The sequence below is a fragment of the Streptomyces sp. NPDC054863 genome (assembly GCF_053610825.1).
The window spans coordinates 1-17,959 of record NZ_JBSGZD010000155.1 but is presented as its reverse complement, the minus strand read 5'-3'; the positions used below and the strand labels follow the sequence as shown (position 1 = coordinate 17,959).

18 protein-coding genes, 1 pseudogene and 1 riboswitch are annotated in these 17,959 nt (G+C 70.1%); of the genes and pseudogenes, 15 read left to right on the top strand and 4 right to left on the bottom strand.

The window, feature by feature from the left end:
* Positions 1-377 (bottom strand): SsgA family sporulation/cell division regulator (locus ACWGIG_RS24405; protein WP_453323789.1); only part of this gene is annotated, 377 nt, incomplete at its 3' end.
* Positions 378-602: 225 nt separating this feature from the next.
* On the opposite strand from ACWGIG_RS24405, the gene ACWGIG_RS24400 reads away from it, so the two are divergent.
* Both ACWGIG_RS24400 and ACWGIG_RS24395 read left to right on the top strand, forming a co-directional pair.
* Positions 603-2,351 (top strand): RDD family protein, encoded by a 1,749-nt coding sequence (locus ACWGIG_RS24400; RefSeq protein ID WP_453323788.1) that lies wholly within the window; start codon positions 603-605, stop codon positions 2,349-2,351.
* Between the two features lie 105 nt (positions 2,352-2,456).
* Positions 2,457-3,149, top strand: coding sequence for an RDD family protein (locus tag ACWGIG_RS24395; protein WP_453323787.1), 693 nt, complete (start codon positions 2,457-2,459; stop codon positions 3,147-3,149).
* Positions 3,150-3,165: 16 nt separating this feature from the next.
* Here the strand turns inward: ACWGIG_RS24395 and ACWGIG_RS24390 are convergent, their stop codons facing one another.
* The gene (locus ACWGIG_RS24390; RefSeq protein ID WP_453323786.1) at positions 3,166-3,579 is read right to left on the bottom strand and encodes a hypothetical protein; all 414 of its coding nucleotides are present in this window, start codon (positions 3,577-3,579) and stop codon (positions 3,166-3,168) included.
* A gap of 395 nt (positions 3,580-3,974) precedes the next feature.
* Between ACWGIG_RS24390 and ACWGIG_RS24385 the strand changes: the two genes are divergently transcribed.
* The 3 genes and pseudogenes from ACWGIG_RS24385 to ACWGIG_RS24375 form a co-directional block, all read left to right on the top strand.
* A complete protein-coding gene (locus ACWGIG_RS24385) occupies positions 3,975-6,425 on the top strand; it encodes an immune inhibitor A domain-containing protein (protein WP_453323785.1) in 2,451 nt (816 codons plus the stop codon).
* A gap of 146 nt (positions 6,426-6,571) precedes the next feature.
* Positions 6,572-6,880 carry a hypothetical protein gene (locus ACWGIG_RS24380; RefSeq protein ID WP_453323784.1) on the top strand — a complete coding sequence of 103 codons (309 nt, stop codon included), beginning with the start codon at positions 6,572-6,574 and terminating at the stop codon, positions 6,878-6,880.
* A gap of 399 nt (positions 6,881-7,279) precedes the next feature.
* Positions 7,280-7,693: pseudogene (locus ACWGIG_RS24375) on the top strand (XRE family transcriptional regulator); the annotation flags it as partial.
* Between the two features lie 85 nt (positions 7,694-7,778).
* On the opposite strand, the gene ACWGIG_RS24370 reads toward ACWGIG_RS24375, so the two are convergent.
* Positions 7,779-8,363, bottom strand: a complete 585-nt coding sequence (locus tag ACWGIG_RS24370) for an isochorismatase family protein (protein ID WP_453323783.1) — start codon at positions 8,361-8,363, stop codon at positions 7,779-7,781.
* A gap of 94 nt (positions 8,364-8,457) precedes the next feature.
* Positions 8,458-9,786, bottom strand: a complete 1,329-nt coding sequence (locus ACWGIG_RS24365; protein WP_453323782.1) for a nicotinate phosphoribosyltransferase — start codon at positions 9,784-9,786, stop codon at positions 8,458-8,460.
* A 132-nt stretch (positions 9,787-9,918) separates the two neighbouring features.
* Here ACWGIG_RS24365 and clpS point away from each other — a divergent pair, with 132 nt between their 5' ends.
* The 10 genes from clpS (at position 9,919) to ACWGIG_RS24315 (ending at position 17,921) form a co-directional block, all read left to right on the top strand.
* Positions 9,919-10,233 carry an ATP-dependent Clp protease adapter ClpS gene (gene clpS / locus ACWGIG_RS24360; RefSeq protein WP_398423673.1) on the top strand — a complete coding sequence of 105 codons (315 nt, stop codon included), beginning with the start codon at positions 9,919-9,921 and terminating at the stop codon, positions 10,231-10,233.
* Positions 10,233-10,832, top strand: a complete 600-nt coding sequence (locus ACWGIG_RS24355) for a DUF2017 domain-containing protein (RefSeq protein ID WP_453323781.1) — start codon at positions 10,233-10,235, stop codon at positions 10,830-10,832. Before clpS ends, ACWGIG_RS24355 begins: the two co-directional genes overlap by 1 nt.
* Before the next feature lie 368 nt (positions 10,833-11,200).
* Positions 11,201-12,655 (top strand): amino acid permease, encoded by a 1,455-nt coding sequence (locus ACWGIG_RS24350; protein WP_453323780.1) that lies wholly within the window; start codon positions 11,201-11,203, stop codon positions 12,653-12,655.
* A gap of 107 nt (positions 12,656-12,762) precedes the next feature.
* A complete protein-coding gene (locus ACWGIG_RS24345) occupies positions 12,763-13,179 on the top strand; it encodes a Mov34/MPN/PAD-1 family protein (RefSeq protein WP_453323779.1) in 417 nt (138 codons plus the stop codon).
* 9 nt (positions 13,180-13,188) lie between these two features.
* A riboswitch (cobalamin riboswitch) is annotated at positions 13,189-13,334 on the top strand.
* A 40-nt stretch (positions 13,335-13,374) separates the two neighbouring features.
* The gene (locus ACWGIG_RS24340) at positions 13,375-14,379 is read left to right on the top strand and encodes an ABC transporter substrate-binding protein (RefSeq protein WP_453323778.1); all 1,005 of its coding nucleotides are present in this window, start codon (positions 13,375-13,377) and stop codon (positions 14,377-14,379) included.
* 6 nt (positions 14,380-14,385) lie between these two features.
* Entirely contained in the window at positions 14,386-15,432 is a 1,047-nt protein-coding gene (locus tag ACWGIG_RS24335; protein ID WP_453323777.1) for a FecCD family ABC transporter permease, read from the top strand.
* Between the two features lie 207 nt (positions 15,433-15,639).
* Positions 15,640-16,413, top strand: coding sequence for an ABC transporter ATP-binding protein (locus tag ACWGIG_RS24330; protein WP_453323776.1), 774 nt, complete (start codon positions 15,640-15,642; stop codon positions 16,411-16,413).
* A gap of 69 nt (positions 16,414-16,482) precedes the next feature.
* Positions 16,483-16,593: a putative leader peptide gene (locus ACWGIG_RS24325; protein WP_311772298.1), complete on the top strand. Its 111-nt coding sequence runs from the start codon at positions 16,483-16,485 to the stop codon at positions 16,591-16,593.
* A 97-nt stretch (positions 16,594-16,690) separates the two neighbouring features.
* Positions 16,691-16,969: a MoaD/ThiS family protein gene (locus ACWGIG_RS24320; RefSeq protein WP_453323775.1), complete on the top strand. Its 279-nt coding sequence runs from the start codon at positions 16,691-16,693 to the stop codon at positions 16,967-16,969.
* Position 16,970: 1 nt separating this feature from the next.
* Positions 16,971-17,921 (top strand): PLP-dependent cysteine synthase family protein, encoded by a 951-nt coding sequence (locus ACWGIG_RS24315; RefSeq protein ID WP_453323774.1) that lies wholly within the window; start codon positions 16,971-16,973, stop codon positions 17,919-17,921.
* Positions 17,922-17,959 lie beyond the last annotated feature (38 nt).

Genomic DNA, 17,959 nt, shown 5'->3' with positions numbered 1-17,959 from the left:
CCGAGCTGCTCGCTCTCGGTCCCCGGCGGAACCATCGTCAGCGTCCGCTCCAGCCACGCCGACACGATCGGCGTCGACGCCTCCAGGAGGGCGTCCCCCTCGGGTGAGGTCAGCGCCACACACACGGCCGAACGCCCGTCGACCTTGGTCGGCCAGATCCGGACATCTCCGTGCCCGCAGGGCCGGAACACCCCGTCGATGAGGAGTTCGCGGGCGAACGTCCAGTTGACCGGGTAGTCCGATCCGATGTGGAAGGTGATGTGCACGGCGTACGGGTCGTTCGCCCGGTACATCAGCCGGGCCGGCACCGGGATGGCGCGCTCGGGGGACAGGACGAGGTTGAGCTCCAGCTCGCGTTCCACGACGGTGTGCGGCATGGGTGCACTTCCTTTCCGGTACGGGGCCCACGGGCGGGCCGTACTGGGTGAGAGCACGCTCCCCGCCTTTCATTACGCGACTTACGAAGAAGTTTTTTTGCAGGACCGGCATTGACCGAAAAGTGGTGCATCCGGACGGACGGGCCCGGTGGTGGGCGGCGGTCTGGTAGATGTGGACCCCGGAAATCAAGACAACGAGGCCTCTAGCAGATACGGGACACGGTGATGAGCGCCCCCACACCGGCCAACGGCGGACACGCACCCGGCCACGGCTTCTATCCCGATCCGTCCATCCCCGGCTACGTCCGCTACTGGAACGGCAGTTCCTGGGTGCCGGGCACCAGCAGGCCGGCCCCCGCTGCGGGCGAGCCGATGCCGACCCCGCCGCCGGGGGCCGCACCCGCACCCTCCCCCCACTCCGGCCTCCCGAACCTGGCTTCCGTCCCGGCCCCGGCCCCCGTCGGCCACACAGGCCCCCCGGTGGACGAGACCGGCCCGTTCTTCTTCGACGAGGAGGACGAGGCGGGCGGCCCCGGACAGCAGACGGGCCACGAGGTAGAGGTACGCCGTTCGGCCGAACCCGTCGTCGCCTGGCAGGCCGACACCTCCCGCCAGAACGGCTTCGGCGGCGAGCGCGACCGCCGCGTCTCCTGGGGCTCCCCGCCCGCTTCCGGTGGTCCCGGCGGTCCCGGCGACGCCGGTGCGGCTCCTGCGGACGGGGCGGCACCGGGGCACCCGGCCGCGTCAACGCCCCCCGGCCTGACCCCCGCACAGGGCCGGGCCCCGTCCGCCGACCCCCGGGCCCCCGGCGCGCTCCCCGCCCGCGCCGAACGCCCTGCCCTGGAATCCCCGCCCCGGCCGAGCCCCGCCCCGCCCCACGGCCGCCACGGCACCCCGGAACCCCGCCGCGAGCCCCGTGGGCAGTTGGACGGTCCTGATTCCCGTGGGCAGTTGGGCAGTCCGGAGTCCCGTGGGCAGCAGGGCAGTCCCGACTCGCGTGGGCAGCAGGGCCGCGCCGAGGGCGAGTGGGGCATCCCCTGTTCGAGCGAAGCCGAGAGCTTGGGGAAGGGCGGGCACGGGGCGGCCCCCGGCGGAGCCGCACCCCTCGCCACCGCCCCGCCCCGCTCCGGCCGGGCGACCCCGACGCCACCCCGGACCACCGGTGCCCGCATCCCCGACGGCACCATGTCCATCCGCACGGTCAAGCCCCGGCAGCAGTCCGCGCCCGCCGCCGCCCACCAGTCCGCTCCCGCCCAGCCCACCCCCGTAGCACCGCAACAGCCCTCCACCCCCCAGAACCCGCTGCCCGGACAGGGCCGCCGGCCGACGCCCCCGGCCGCCTCCTGGGCCCAGCAGGTCAACCAACTGGCCGACGCCGCCGCCCCCAGCCCCACCACCCCTGCCCCCGAGGCAGAAGGCCGGCCCGTCGTCCCCTGGAAGCCCCCCGTCGAAGACGTCTTCGCGAAGGCAGCCCGCGAGCAGGCCGCCGCCCGCCCGGCCGGTCTCGGCCGGCGGCTCGCGGCCCGTCTCCTGGACACGGTCGTGCTCGGTGCGGCCGTCGCCGCCGTCGCCGTACCCCTGGTGACGCAGGCCGTCGACCACATCGACGAGAAGATCCGCGCGGCCAAACTGTCCGGCACGACCGTCACGGTCTACCTGCTGGACGCCACCACGGTCGGCTTCCTCGGCGTCATCCTCGGCACGTTCCTCGTGCTGGGCGTCCTCTACGAGGCGGTGCCCACCGCGAAGTGGGGACGCACGCTCGGAAAGAAGGCGTTCGGCCTCCAGGTCCGCGACATCGAGGAGCACGAGCCGCCCCGCTTCGGCGGAGCGCTGCGCCGCTGGCTGGTGTACGGAGTGCTGGGCATCCTCGGCGTCGGCGTGCTGAACGTGCTGTGGTGCCTCGTCGACCGGCCGTGGCGCCAGTGCTGGCACGACAAGGCGGCACGCACCTTCGTCGCGGGCAAGAGCTGACCCCGCCCTCCCCGCCTGACCCGGTGTCACCGGCTTGGCCCCCGCCGTCCCCCGAACGGCGTCCGAGCCCTTGCGGGCACTGGGCGCCGGGGGTCGACTTCCGGTATGAGCACCGACCAGCCGCCGCCCGGCGTGCCGCCTGAGAACGACCCGTTCCGGAAGTACCCGCCGCCCCCGCCCCCACAGGGCGGCGGCAGCCCCTACGACCAGCCTCCGGGCAGCACGGGGGGCGGCGGCCCACTGCCGCCCTACGGCGGGGGACCGTACGACGGCAACCAAGGAGGCGGTGGCTACGGGTACGGCGGGGGCGACCCGCTCTCCGGAATGCCGCCGCTGGCGCCGCTCGGCAAGCGGTTCCTGGCCCGGCTGGTCGACCTGCTCATCGTGGCGATCCCGCTCGCGATCATCGGCATCCCGTTCGGCACGTACGAGCGGATCACGAAGACCACCGACGACTTCGGCGACACCATCACCGAGGTGAGCAGCGGCAAGAGCCTGGTCTTCCAGCTGCTCTCGATCGTCGTGTACCTCGCCTACGACACGTACATGACCAAGAAGAGCGGTCAGACCGTCGGCAAGCGCCTGCTGGGCCTGCGGGTCGCGATGCTCAACGACGGCAGCGTCCCGCAGACGAACGCGGCCCTGATGCGCGCCGCGGTGCTGCTGCTGCCCGCGCTGATCTGCTGCCCCTGCCTGTGGTGGATCATCACGCTGGTGATGATCGCCGTCGACAAGCCGTACAAGCAGGGCCTCCACGACAAGGCGGCGAAGACCGTGGTGGTCATCGCCGCGCCGTAGCCGATCCGCTGCGCGGCTAGCCGTGCAGCGAGTGCTCGCCCACCGAGGACGCCGAAGACACCGAGGAGCGTGCGCGGGGTCCGGGGACCCGGATCCCGTCGTACGTCTCGGGGGAGGCGGCGGCGGGGGAGGCGGCCGTGGGGACCGTGCGCGTACGGTCCCCACGAGCCGCCTTCTTCGCGATCCTCGTGATCCTCGCGCTCTTCGCGAGCGGCATCGGTACGGTCATCGCCACCAGCAGCCCGAGTCCCAGCGCCGCACACGCGATCACCGCGATCCAGGCGCCCGAAGTGGTCTGTGACAGCAGCAGCATGGCGACGGTGGAGAACACCGAGGTCATCGCGCCGTAGGTGCACTGGGCGACGGTCGGGGTCGGGAACCGGGTCGGGAGCTGGGTCCGGATCGGAGTCTGGCGCGTCGTCCGCTGCATGGCAGTTCCGTCCTCGGAGCACGGGAGTGGGGTCGCGGGGTCTGGGCTGACCCTACGACCATGAGGTTCCCGCGCGGAACGGCCGGTAAGCGTGACCTAACACACGGTGCCGATGCATGGGGGGCGCACAGTGTCATGAGGTCGTCCGCCCACTGAGACGCGAGCTCCCGTACGCGGAGACCGGAGGGCCGTTTGTGGAGCTCCGTGAGGAAGTTGTGACCTACAGGAAGTCCGGATAGCGGAGTTCGTGAACTGCCTAGCGTGCGTGTGGAGTTGATGTCAAGGTCTGTCTTTTCTTCCGTAACTCCGGTCGAATGTCGTCACTTGTGACGCGTGCCGCGAATGGAACCCCTCACCCTTCGGGCCGGGCGGCCCGCGGGGGAGGACACCACCAAGTGATCAGTAACAGACGTGCCCTGAGAGGCACCGCCGTGCTCGTGGCGCTGGCTGCGACCGCTGCCACCGCCTCGGCCTTCGCCACCGCGCAGGCGGCTCCGGCGGCGCAGGTTCCGGCCGCGCAGATCCCGGCGGCCGTGGGCCACCAGGACCCGGCGCAGCCGGACGGGGGCAAGGGCGGCAAGGGCGACAAGGGCCACGTCATCGACGGCCCGTACAGCGCCCAGCAGGCCCAGCAGCGCCAGACCGCCCTGGAGGAGGTCCTCAGGGGGACCAAGAAGGCGGAGAAGCGCGGCAGTTCGAGCGTCGTGAAGCTCGCCGACAAGAAGTACGTCGAGCTCGGCCGCGAGCGCACCGACCAGATCTTCACGGTCCTGGTCGAGTTCGGCGACAAGGTCGACGACACGACGATGTACGACCCGGACGGCTCGGGCCCGAAGCCGCCGATCAAGAAGTACGGCGGCAAGCCGGGGCCCCTGCACAACAAAATAGCGGAGCCCGACCGCAAGAAGGACAACTCCACCGCCTGGAAGGCGGACTACAACCAGGCGCACTTCCAGGACCTGTACTTCGGCAAGGGCAAGGGTGCCGACGGCAAGCCGGTCGAGTCCCTCAAGACGTACTACGAGAAGACCTCGTCGGGCCGCTACTCGGTCGAGGGCAAGGTCTCCGACTGGGTCAAGGTCGACTACAACGAGGCCCGTTACGGCTCCGACTACTGCGGCAGCAACAACTGCCCCAACGTCGAGGACCTGGTCCGCGACGGCGTCAACGCGTGGGTCGCCAAGGAGAAGGCGGCGGGCCGTACCGACGCCCAGATCAAGGCCGACCTCGCGAAGTACGACGCGTGGGACCGCACGGACCACGACAACGACGGCAACTTCAACGAGCCCGACGGCTACATCGACCACTTCCAGGTCGTGCACGCCGGCGAGGACGGCTCGGCGGGCGGCGGCGAGCAGGGCACGGACGCCGTGTGGGCGCACCGCGGTTACGCGTTCGGCCGCGACGACGGCGAGACGGGCCCGGCGGGCTTCAAGGCCGGCGGCACCCCGATCGGCGACACCGGCATCTGGGTCGGCGACTACACCGCGCAGCCCGAGAACGGCGGCCTGGGCGTCTTCGCCCACGAGTACGCCCACGACCTCGGCCTCCCGGACCTCTACGACACCACGAACACCGCCGAGAACTCGGTCGGCTTCTGGTCCCTGATGTCGGCCGGCTCCTGGCTCGGCACCGGCAAGAACGAGATAGGCGACCTCCCCGGCGACATGACCGCCTGGGACAAGCTGCAGCTCGGCTGGCTCGACTACGAGAAGGCGAAGGCGGCCACGACCTCCTTCCACAAGCTGGGCGTCTCGGCGTACAACACCAAGAACCCGCAGGCCGTCGTCGTCGAACTGCCCAAGAAGAACGTCACCACCGAGGTGGTGAAGCCCGCCGGGGGCACCAAGCAGTGGTGGTCGGACTACGGCGACGACCTCTCCAACACGCTCTCCCGCGACGTCGACCTGACCGGCAGGTCGAAGGCCTCCCTCGAACTCACCGGCTGGTGGGACATCGAGGCCGACTACGACTACCTCTACACCCAGGTCTCCACGGACGGCGGCGCCAGCTGGAAGCCCATCGACGGCACCGCCGACGGCGAGCCGATCACCCGTGACGGCGGCGACAAGCCCGCCATCACCGGTGTCTCCAAGACCCACAAGAAGCTCGTCTTCCCGCTCGACGCGTACGCGGGCAAGAAGATCGGCGTCCGCTTCCGCTACAAGACGGACGGCGGCGCGGGCGGCAAGGGCTTCACCGCCGACAACCTGACCGTCCAGGCCGACGGTGCCGCCCTCTTCACCGACAACGCCGAGGGCGACGACAACGGCTGGACCGTCCGCGGCTTCTCCCGCGTCGGCGACTCCGTCAACGGCGACTTCGAGCAGTACTACATCGCCGAGAACCGCCAGTACGTCTCGTACGACAAGACCCTCCAGGTCGGCCCGTACAACTTCGGCTTCCAGAAGACGGACCGCCCGGACTGGGTCGAGCACTACGCCTACCGTCCCGGCCTCATGATCTGGCAGTGGGACACCTCGCAGCGCAACAACAACGTCAGCGAGCACCCGGGCGAGGGCATGCTCCTCCCCATCGACGCGCACTCCAAGCCCCTGAAGTGGCAGAACACCGGCAAGCTGATCTCCAACAAGATCCAGCCGTACGACGCCGCCTTCAGCTGGTACCCGAACCCCGGCTTCACCCTCCACAAGGAAGGCGTCGCCACCAAGATCCCCGCCCAGCTCGGGGTCCCGTACTTCGACGACCGCAAGAACACCTACTGGTCGAAGGACAACCCCACGGGCAGCGTCAAAACAACTGACACCAACACCCGGATCTCGATCATCGGCCAGCCTTTGAACGGCCAGACGATGTCGATCCTGGTCGGCAAGGCCGGCCGCTAAAGGTCACTTTTAAGCCATAGCCCCAGGTCAGAGCATGATCGGCCGTCGCCCCTCTAGCGGGCGGCGGCCGATCGCGTTTAGATGCCTCTTACGTGCTCGCTATTGACACGACGCCTCACGGGGCGTCTCACGGGGGAGTGATCGGTATGTCCGCAGGAGGTTTCAACAGACTCCCGAACGGGAGCGTGGTGGTGGCTCTGACCCTGCCCCGCCCCGGCCCCTCGGGCACCAAGGTCCGCATACTCGTCCACGCGGCGAACCGCGCCCGCGCCCTCACCCGCCTCCGCAACCTCGGCCTGCGCGCGGTCTACCTCCGCGGCAACACGGAACCCCCCACCCTCGACGAGATCACCGCCGTCCTGCACCACCCCGACGGCCTCCTCTGGCGCACGGCCCCCCAGTCCCGCCAGGAACTCTGGCACCCGATACGCGCCCTGATGCGCCCCGCCACCTGACCGCTCGGGCCACTTCCTGGCTCGACCCGCCTCCTGGGCCCCGTCTGCCCCCCTCGCGGCACCGAGAGCATGCTCAGTTGCCCAACCGCCCCCGGGCGCGGGCCGAGGGTATGCGCGGCCCGGCACTCGCTGCGGTCGTCCCGCTCTGGGCAGTGCCCCCCCGGTTGTGGCCGGGGCTACCGGCCGCCGATCGCCTCACCGGGGGTCGGACCCACCCCGAGCATCAGGGCGCACGAGGGACAGCCGTAAAGCATGGCTCCCGGGGGAACGGAGCCCCTGGATAGCTGTACGGGTACTCCCGCCCGACGGCGGCTTCGTACAGGGCGAGCCGCCGCTCCTCCTGCCTGGCCGCGAGACGTACGGCCGCCCCGGCCCACGGCACAGCACGCCGGGGAGCCCCAGTACAACGGCGTGTGGCTGTCCCGGTACGAGTTCTACTCGTCGAGCCGCGACGAGACCTTCGTGGCGGCGCACTACGTCGTCCTGATCCAGCACGGCAACCGGCTGACCGGCCGCTCGCTGCCGGGTGCGTCCACCAACCCCGACAGCCCGCTCACCCTGGACCTCACCCTCGACCGGAACGTGGTCACCGGCTCCTGGACGGAGCAGACCGCGACGGACGGCTACTACCAGGGCGCCCGGTACCACGGCGCCCTCCAGATGCTGGCAGAGCTGACGGGCCGACGGCTCGCGGGCAAGTGGGTCGGGTTCGGCAAGGATTTCGATGTGAACACCGGCCCCTGGGAACTGGTCAAGAAGGAGACCAGCACGTCGAAGGCGACGCTGGAGCGGTACAGCAGTCCGCCGCAGTAGCCCGGGCCGACGGAGGGCCCGTTGAAGAATGTCTCACTTACAGGTGTAAGTGAGACATTATTTCGGTGAGGGTGCGCGGCCCCCGTCAGACCACCGGCTTGCCGGTGAGTTTTACGCCCGCCGTGCGGAGTTCCTCCAGCGCCGCCTCCGTCGTCGGGGCCGCGACGCCTGCCGTCAGGTCCAGGAGGACCTGGGTGGTGAAGCCTTCGCGGGCCGCGTCCAGGGCGGTGGCGCGGACGCAGTGGTCGGTGGCGATTCCGACGATGTCGACCTCGGTGATGTGGCGGGCGTGGAGCCAGGCGGCGAGGGGCGTGCCGTTCTCGTCGGTGCCCTCGAAGCCGCTGTACGCCGCCGAGTGGGCGCCCTTGTCGAAGACGGCGGAGATCGACCCCGAGGCGACGGCGGGGGCGAAGTTGGGGTGGAAGCCGACGCCCTCGGTGCCGGCGACGCAGTGGACGGGCCAGGAGCGGACGTAGTCGGGGTTCGGGGAGAAGTGGTCGCCGGGGTCCACGTGGTGGTCGCGGGTGGCGACGACGTGGCAGTAGCCGGCCTGGGACTGGCCTATCAGGTCGGTGATCGCGGCGGCGACGTCCGCCCCGCCCGCGACCGCGAGGCTGCCGCCCTCGCAGAAGTCGTTCTGCACGTCGACGACGATCAGGGCGCGGTGCATGGCATGTCCTTAGTGGGGGCGGTCATGTCTCTTGAGAGTAGAGACTCCGGCCCCTTGGGGGGAGTGGGCGTCCGGGGTGCCCGGTGCGGGCGGGTCACAGGTACTCCGTCGGGATCACCGGCTCGCCGCGCGAGAGCTGGACCGAGGACATGGGCAGGCCGCCGCGGGCCGCCTTGTGCCGGTCGCGGGCCTCGTCCAGGGGTTCCCGGGCGACGACCTGGCCGGCCTTGACGAGTTCGATCTGGAGCTGGTGGTCGAGGAGGTCGGCGGGGACCGGGCCCGTGCCGATGACCTCGGCCTCGGCGATTCCGTACGAGTCCGGGCGGCGGGCCGCCCACTTGCGGCCGCCGCGCGAGGACTTGGCGCCCATGGACTTCTTCGCGACGGGCAGGAGCGGGGCCTTGGGGCTGGCGGACTCCGCGCGGGCGACCAGCTTGTAGACCATGGAGCAGGTCGGGTGCCCGCTGCCGGTGACGAGCTGGGTGCCCACGCCGTACGCGTCCACGGGGGCCGCGGCGAGGGACGCGATGGCGTACTCGTCGAGGTCGGAGGTGACGACGATCTTGGTGTTCGTCGCGCCCAGCTCGTCGAGCTGCTGGCGGACGCGGTGGGCGACCAGGAGGAGGTCGCCGGAGTCGATGCGTACGGCGCCCAGCTCCGGGCCCGCGACCTCGACCGCCGTGCGGACGGCCTCGGTGACGTCGTAGGTGTCGACGAGGAGGGTGGTGCCGCTGCCGAGGGAGTTCACCTGGGCCTGGAAGGCGTCGCGCTCGTTGTCGTGCAGGAGCGTGAAGGCGTGCGCCGAGGTGCCGACGGTGGGGATGCCGTAGCGGAACCCCGCCGCCAGGTCGGAGGTGGAGGTGAAGCCGCCGACGTACGCGGCACGGGCCGAGGCGACCGCGGCGAGCTCGTGGGTGCGGCGGGCGCCCATCTCGATCAGGGGGCGGTCGCCCGCGGAGGCCGCCATGCGGGAGGCGGCGGCGGCGATCGCCGAGTCGTGGTTGAGGATGGAGAGGATGACGGTTTCGAGCAGGACGCATTCCGCGAAGCTGCCCTCGACGCGCAGGATCGGCGAGCCGGGGAAGTAGACCTCGCCCTCCGGGTAGCCCCAGATGTCGCCGTTGAAGCGGTACGAGGCGAGCCATTCGAGGGTCGGCCCGTCGACGATCCCCTGCTCGTCGAGGAAGGCCAGGACGTCGGCGTCGAAGCGGAAGTTCTCGACGGCGTCCAGGACCCGCCCCGTACCCGCGACGACGCCGTAGCGCCGCCCCGAGGGGAGCCTGCGGGTGAAGGCCTCGAAGACGGAGCGCCGGTCGGCGGTGCCGGCGCGCAGGGCCGCCTGCAGCATGGTCAGCTCGTACTGGTCGGTGAAGAGCGCTGTCGAGGGAACATCCACCGGCAGGCCGAGATCCGCTGTGTTCATACGACGGATGCTACCCCCGATCTCGTCAGAGTGACGAAATGGGGTCGGCCGAACGGGCGGCCGGGGCGGAGAGGGGCGAGGGCGAAGGCCGGGCGAGGCCCGTTTGTGCGACGGCCGCCCTCCGGTGGCAGCATGGGAAGGGTGAGTGTCGCCCCCGTAGAGATCGAACGTCCCGAGTCGGCCGAGGAAACGTCCGCCGTCCCCGAGCCGGACACCCCTTGGGTGACCCTGGTCCACAACGACCCGGTCAATCTGATGAGTTATGTGTCGTACGTCTTCCAGACGTACTTCGGGTATTCCAAGGAGAAGGCGAAGAAGCTGATGCTCGACGTCCACCACAAGGGCCGGGCGGTCGTCTCCGCGGGCAGCCGCGAGGAGATGGAGCGGGACGTGCAGGCCATGCACGGGTACGGACTGTGGGCGACCCTCTCCCAGGACCGCAACTGATGCCGGGTTATTTCGAAGCGGTCCCCGGTGACGGCGCGGCCGTCGCCCTGGACGAGGTCGAGACCTCCATCCTGCGCTCCCTGGCCGTGCAGCTGCTCGAACTGATCGGGCCTGGCGACGAGCCCGTGGAGGGCGAGGACCCGCTCGCCGCGCTCTTCGCCGAGGGCCCCAGCGAGGCGCCCACGGATCCGGCGCTGGCCCGGCTCTTCCCCGAGGCGTACGCCGATCCGAGGAGCGAGCCGGACAAGGAGCAGCAGGCCGCCTCCGCCGAGTTCAGGCGCTTCACCGAGAACGACCTGCGTACCCGCAAGCGCGAGGACGCGCTGTCCGTCGTGCGGAACCTGGACGCGCTGGCCTCGGCGGCCGACGAGGGCGAGAGCGGCCTCGTACTGAAACTGACGCCCGAGGAGTCCCGGCGCTGGCTCGGCACGCTCAACGACCTGCGCCTCACCATCGCGTCCCGGCTGGAGATCACCGAGGAGGACGAGAGCGACATGCTCTTCCACCTTCCGGACGAGGATCCGCGCAAGCCGATGGTGATGGCGTACCTGTGGCTGGGCGGGCTCCAGGAGACCCTGGTCGAGACCCTGATGCCGTGATCGGCGTATCACTCCTCGAAACGTACGTACCAACCCCCGAAACGTAAGCGTTCGCTCAGCGGACGCTCAAATCCGAATAACGATCGGGTTACCTCCCCTGTGTGCTTTGCCGCCGCAGGGGAGTTTTGTCTGCTTTTTCCTGTGCAATAGGGCACAAAGCGCTAGTCGATCACCGCGCCGAGCGTGATAGATCTGCACGACCACCCACGGACGCCACCCCTGTCCCGTGGGGGCGCTGACGCCGGAGGAACCCGGCGATGCACTCCATCCACATCCGGGGGCACACGCCCCGATCAAGGATCGTCACAGTCGGTCCGAGCCGCGCACCTTGCGATACGGCCGGATCGCATGGAGAAAGGCGCACCACCATGACCTCAGTGCAGGTCGACAGCAAGCCGGGCGACGGCAGTGAGGCCGAGGACGCGCAGGGCGAGTCCGGCGAGGGCTATCAGCGAGGACTCGGCGCCCGCCAGATCCAGATGATCGCCATCGGCGGCGCCATCGGCACCGGCCTCTTCCTCGGCGCGGGCAAGGGCATCTCCAAGGCGGGACCCAGCCTGATCCTCGCGTACGCCATCGCGGGCCTGGTCATCTTCTTCATCATGCGGGCGCTCGGCGAGCTGCTGATGTACCGCCCGGTGTCCGGCTCCTTCTCGGAGTACGCACGCGAATTCCTCGGCCCCTTCTTCGGGTTCGTGACCGGCTGGACGTACTGGCTCTTCTGGGTCGTCACCGGCATCACGGAAGTCACGGCCGCCTCCGAGTACATGCAGTACTGGACGAAGGACGCGACCGGCTGGATCAATCAGCCGCAGTGGGTCTTCGCGCTCGTCTTCACGGTCATCCTCTTCGGCGCCAACCTGATCTCGGTGAAGCTCTTCGGCGAGCTGGAGTTCTGGTTCTCGATGGTCAAGGTGACGGCCATCATCGGCATGATCCTGATCTGCGCCGGCATCCTGACCGTCGGCTTCTCCGACGCCGGTGACACCGCCTCCGTGTCCCTGCTGTGGTCCGAGGGCGGGTTCTTCCCCAAGGGCATCGGCTCGACGCTGATGACGCTCCAGATGGTCATGTTCGCCTTCCTCGCCGTCGAGCTGGTCGGTGTGACCGCGGGCGAGTCCAAGGACCCGAAGACCGTGCTGCCGAAGGCCATCAACACCGTCCCGTGGCGCATCGCCGTCTTCTACGTCGGCGCGCTGATCATGATCCTGTCGGTCGTGCCGTGGACGCACTTCCAGCCGGGCGTCTCCCCCTTCGTCGCGGCCTTCGAGAAGATGGGTCTCGGCGTCGGCGCCGCGATCGTGAACTTCGTGGTGCTGACGGCGGCGCTGTCCTCCTGCAACTCCGGCATGTACTCCACCGGGCGCATGCTGCGCGACCTCGCCCTCAACGGCCAGGCGCCGAAGTTCTTCACCAAGCTGACGGCGCGCGGGCTGCCGCTGGCCGGTACGTCCTTCTCCGCCGCCCTGATGCTGGTCGGCGTGTGGATCAACTACCAGTGGCCGGGCGAGGCGTTCAACTACGTCGTCTCCTTCGCGACCATCTCCGGCATGTGGGCCTGGATCATGATCCTCTGCTCCCAGATCCGCTACCGGAAGCTGTCGGACGCGGGCGTGCTCCCGAAGTCCTCGTTCCGCGCCCCGGGCGCCCCGTGGACCAGCTGGTTCGCGCTGCTCTTCATCGGCATGGTCATCGTGCTGATGGGCATCGACAAGGACGCCAGGATCTCGCTGTACTGCGCGCCGGTGTGGGCGCTGCTGCTGGGGGTCTCGTACCTGGTCATGAAGGCGAAGAGCCCGGAGAAGTTCGCCGCCAAGAAGTAGCTTCCCGGCGAGCGCGGCCCGACGGCTTCCCGACGGGCGTCTCGCCATCCGGTCCCGTCCGTACCATCCCTCGGTACGGGCGGGACCGTTTGCATATCCTGGCCCGCATGCTGACCATTTCCCGGACCCTGCACGACCAGATCGTCGCCCACGCGCGCGCCGACCACCCCGACGAGGCCTGCGGCGTGGTCGCGGGCCCGGAGGGCACCGGCCGCCCCGAGCGCTTCGTCCCGATGCTGAACGCCGCCCGCTCTCCCACGTTCTACGAATTCGACTCGGGCGATCTGCTCAAGCTCTACCGGGAGATGGACGACCGCGACGAGGAGCCGGTGATCGTCTACCACTCGCACACGGCGACCGAGGCCTACCCGTCCCGTACGGACGTCACGTACGCCAACGAGCCCGGCGCGCACTACGTCCTGGTCTCCACCGCCGACACCGACGGCGCGGGCCCCTTCCAGTTCCGCTCGTACCGGATCGTGGACGGCGTGATCACGGAGGAAGACGTGCAGATCACCGACTGACGGCCACGCGCAGGGCGGGACGCGCCGGGTGAGAGACTGTGCGCGACTTGGGCGGCAGGACCCAGGAAGCCGGTGCGAATCCGGCACGGTCCCGCCACTGTGACCAGATTCCCGTGATCTGGAAGCCAGGAACTGACCTGCCGCCTCCCACGCACCACCAGGGGACGAGGTAATCCCCGGAGGAGGCCCACCGCCATGCCCGTACCCGTGCCCCGTCGCACCCGTACCGCGCTCGTCATATCCGCCGCCCTGCTCCCGCTGACGCTCACCGCCTGCGGCGGAGCCGATGCGAAGCAGGACGACACCAAGGCCGCGAAGGCCGCCGCCGGCTTTCCGTACACCGTCGAGAACTGCGGCGTGAAGACCACCTTCACCAAGGCCCCCGAGCGCGCGCTGCCCATGAACCAGCACGCCACCGAGGTGCTCCTGGAGCTGGGCCTGGCGAAGTCGGTCACCGGCAGTGCCTACCTCGACGACAAGGTCCTCCCGAAGTACGCCGCCGACTACGCCAAGATCCCGGTCGTCGCCAAGGAGTACCCCTCCAAGGAGAAGCTCCTCGCCGCCGACCCCGACTTCGTCTACGGCGGTTACGCCTCCGCCTTCGACGCCAAGCAGGGCCGCAGCCGCGACGACCTGAAGAAGTCCGGCATCGCCTCCCGCCTCAACATCGAGTACTGCACCGAGGGCTCCAGCGCCGTCGACGACATCTACCGGGAGGTCGCCGAGGTCGGCCGGACCTTCGGCGTCGGCGCCCGCGCGGACAAGTGGGTCGCGGACGCGAAGAAGACCATCGACTCCACCGCCGCACAGCTCAAGGCCGTCGAGCCGGTCAGCGTCTTCGCGTACGACAGCGGCGACAAGACCGCCCAGACGTCCGGCGGCAAGGGCATGGCCAACGAGATGATCACCCGCGCGGGCGGCAAGAACGTCATGGCGGACATCCCCAAGTCCTTCACCGACGCCTCCTGGGAACAGGTCGTCACCCGCAAGCCCGACGTCATCATGATCATCGACTACGGGTCGACGACCGTCGAGCAGAAGAAGAAGCGGCTGCTTCAGGACCCGGCGCTGAAGGACGTACCGGCCGTCAAGAACAAGCGGTTCGCGGTGATGCCGCTGTCCGAGATCCTCGTCGGCGTCCGCGCCCCCGCCGCCATCGAACGCCTCGCCCTCCAGCTCCACCCCGAGCTCAAGAAGTAACCGGCCGTGGGCTGCAAGACCCCGCCCGCACGCGGGCCGCTGCGCTACACCCTCGTCCTGACGGTCCTCGCCGCCGCCCTCGCGGCGGCGATGACCGCCGGGCTCGCACTCGGACAGGTCCGGATCCCGGCGGGACAGGTCCTCGACATCGTCACCGGCGGCGCCGAGCCGAGCCCCTTCCGCACGATCGTCCTCGACGTACGGATGCCGCGCGTGCTGCTCGGGGCGATCGTCGGGGCCGGGCTCGCGGTGGTGGGCACCGTCCTCCAGGCGCTCGTACGCAACCCGCTCGCCGACCCGTACCTGCTGGGGATCTCCTCGGGGGCGTCGGCGGGCGTCGTGCTCGTCATCGTCTTCGGGATCGGCAGCGGTCTCGGGCTCGCGACCACCGTCACCATGCCGGCCGGAGCCTTCGCCGGGTCGCTGCTCGCGCTCGTCCTCGTCTACACCCTCGCCCGGCGCGGCGGACAGATGACCGGCACCCGGCTCGTCCTCGCCGGGGTCGCCGTCGCGTACATCCTGTCCGCGCTGACCAGCCTCGTCATGGTCACCTCCGCGAAGCGCGAGCACTTCCAGGAGGCCATGTACTGGACGCTGGGTGGGCTGGGGAGTGCGCGGTGGGACATGCTGCTGCTGCCCGCCGTGGTCCTCGCCGCCGGGACCGTGCTGCTCGTCGCGCTCGCCAGGCCGCTGGACCTGATGCTGGTGGGGGAGGAGGGCGCGACCGTGCTCGGGCTCGACACCTCGCGCTTCCGGGCCGCCGTATTCGTACTGTCGTCGCTGGTCACGGGCGTGCTGGTGTCCGTCTCCGGGGCGATCGGCTTCATCGGCCTGCTCGTCCCGCACGCGGCCCGGATGCTCGTCGGTGCTTCGCACCGGACGCTGCTGCCGGTCGTGGCGCTTGCCGGGGCGGCCTTTCTGGTCCTCGCGGACCTCGCGGCGCGGGTCATCGCCGAGCCGCAGGACATTCCGGTCGGCATTCTCACCGCGCTCATCGGGGGGCCGTTCTTTCTTTGGCTGCTGCGGAGGCGGCCGGAGGGGGCGCCGGCGTGAAGGCGTCCCGTCCGGGGGTGGGTTGCTGTTCAGGCCGCTGCGCGGGGCATTTCTCCCCTCCCCGCCCCTTCCCTGAAGCGCTGGCCGCGCGGCTGGGCCGTTGTATCTGCGGGTGCGTCTTGGCTGGGCGCGCCCGCGCGGCGGAGCCGCACAGGCAACACAGCCCCGCGCCCCTAAAAGCGTGCCCCTAAAGGAAGGAGTGTCGGCATGAGCCAGCTACGTACGGAAGGGCTCTCGTACGGCATCGACGGGCGGCACCTCGTCGACTCCGTCGACATCGAGGCCCGCCCCGGCGAGACCGTCGGCCTCGTCGGGCCCAACGGGAGCGGGAAGACCACCCTGCTGCGCTGCGTGTACGGCACCCTCGCCCCCACCCACGGCCGCGCCCTCCTCGACGGCGAGGACCTGCACGCCATGGGAGCCAAGAAGCGTGCGCAGCGCCTCGCCACCGTCCCGCAGGACGGCCAGGCCGTCTTCGAGCTGTCCGTGCGCGAGGTCGTCGCCATGGGCCGCTCCCCGCACAAGAAGTTCTGGGAGGCCGACACCGCCGCCGACGCCGTGCTCGTACGGAACGCACTGGAGAGGGTCCAGATCGCCGACCTGGAGGGCCGCCCCTTCCCCTCCCTCTCCGGCGGCGAACGCCAACGCGCCCTCGTCGCAAGGGCGTTGGTCCAGGAACCCGCCCTCGTCGTTCTCGACGAACCCACCAACCACCTCGACATCCGCCACCAGCTCGAAGTCCTCTCCCTGATACGGGACCTGGGCACCACGAACCTCCTCGCCCTGCACGACCTCAACCTCGCCGCGTACTACTGCGACCGCCTCTACGTCCTCAACGCCGGCCGCATCGTCGCCGACGGCACCCCGGAAGAGGTCCTCACCCCCGACCTCCTCAAGCAGGTGTACGGGGTGAACGCCGAGGTCAGCATGCATCCGACGACCGGCGCACCGACGGTCGTCTACCTCCCGACGTCCACCTGACGAACACATTCGTCCCGAAGACTGAGATCGCATGCCGGGAATCGGGCCGGGAATCTATACGATGACCGCATGGTTGCCCACGACGTGACAGCGAAGACGACGCCGAGCAGCACCGTGCTGCTCGTTGCGCGCCTGCACGTCGACCTGTGCAGGCTCGACAGCGCCATCTGTACGGCCTGACGCGCGTACCTCCGCGCCAGCGACGCACGCCCCTCGCGCGGGGGAGCACAGCCGCGCGCCCTTCCCACGCACGCTCTCCCTGACTGGAGCCCACGCCATGGCCATCGAGGTCCGTATCCCCACCATCCTCCGCACCCACACCGGCGGCGCGAAGGCCGTCGAGGGCAGCGGCGCCACCCTCGCCGACCTCTTCGCCGACCTGGAGAGCCGTCACGCCGGCATCCAGGAGCGCATCGTCGACAAGGGCGAGCTGCGCCGCTTCGTGAACGTGTACCTCAACGACGAGGACGTCCGCTTCCTCGACGGCATTACCACCAAGCTGACCGACGGCGACAGCGTCACGATCCTGCCCGCCGTCGCGGGCGGCTCCCGCTGACATGCGGTACGACTCCCCGCTGGCCGCCGTCGGCAACACCCCGCTCGTACGCCTGCCCAGGCTCTCGCCCTCCGCCGACGTACGCATCTGGGCCAAGCTGGAGGACCGCAACCCGACCGGCTCGATCAAGGACCGCCCCGCGCTCCACATGGTCGAGCAGGCCGAGAAGGACGGCCGCCTCACCCCCGGCTGCACCATCCTGGAACCCACCAGCGGCAACACCGGCATCTCGCTGGCCATGGCCGCGAAGCTCAAGGGCTACCGCATCGTCTGCGTGATGCCCGAGAACACCTCGCAGGAACGCCGCGAGCTGCTCGCCATGTGGGGCGCCGAGATCATCCCCTCCCCGGCGGCGGGGGGCTCCAACACGGCCGTACGCGTCGCCAAGGAGCTCGCCGCCGAGCACCCGGACTGGGTGATGCTCTACCAGTACGGCAACCCGGACAACGCGGGCGCCCACTACGCCACCACGGGCCCCGAGATCCTCACCGACCTCCCCTCGATCACCCATTTCGTCGCGGGCCTGGGCACCACCGGCACCCTCATGGGCGTCGGCCGCTACCTCCGCGAGAACAAGCCGGACGTCAAGATCGTCGCCGCCGAGCCGCGCTACGACGACCTCGTCTACGGCCTGCGCAACCTCGACGAGGGCTTCGTCCCCGAGCTGTACGACGCCTCCGTCCTCACCACCCGCTTCTCCGTGGGCTCCGCCGACGCGGTCACCCGCACCCGCGAACTCCTCCAGCAGGAGGGCATCTTCGCGGGCGTCTCCACCGGCGCCGCCCTGCACGCCGCGATCGGCGTGGGGAAGAAGGCCGTCAAGGCGGGGGAGTCCGCCGACATCGTCTTCGTCGTCGCCGACGGCGGCTGGAAGTACCTCTCGACGGGCGTCTACACGGCCCCGACGACGGAAGCCGCCATCGAGACGCTGCACGGCCAGCTCTGGGCCTGAGCACCTTCAGCAGGACGCGAGGGGCCCCGGTGCACACC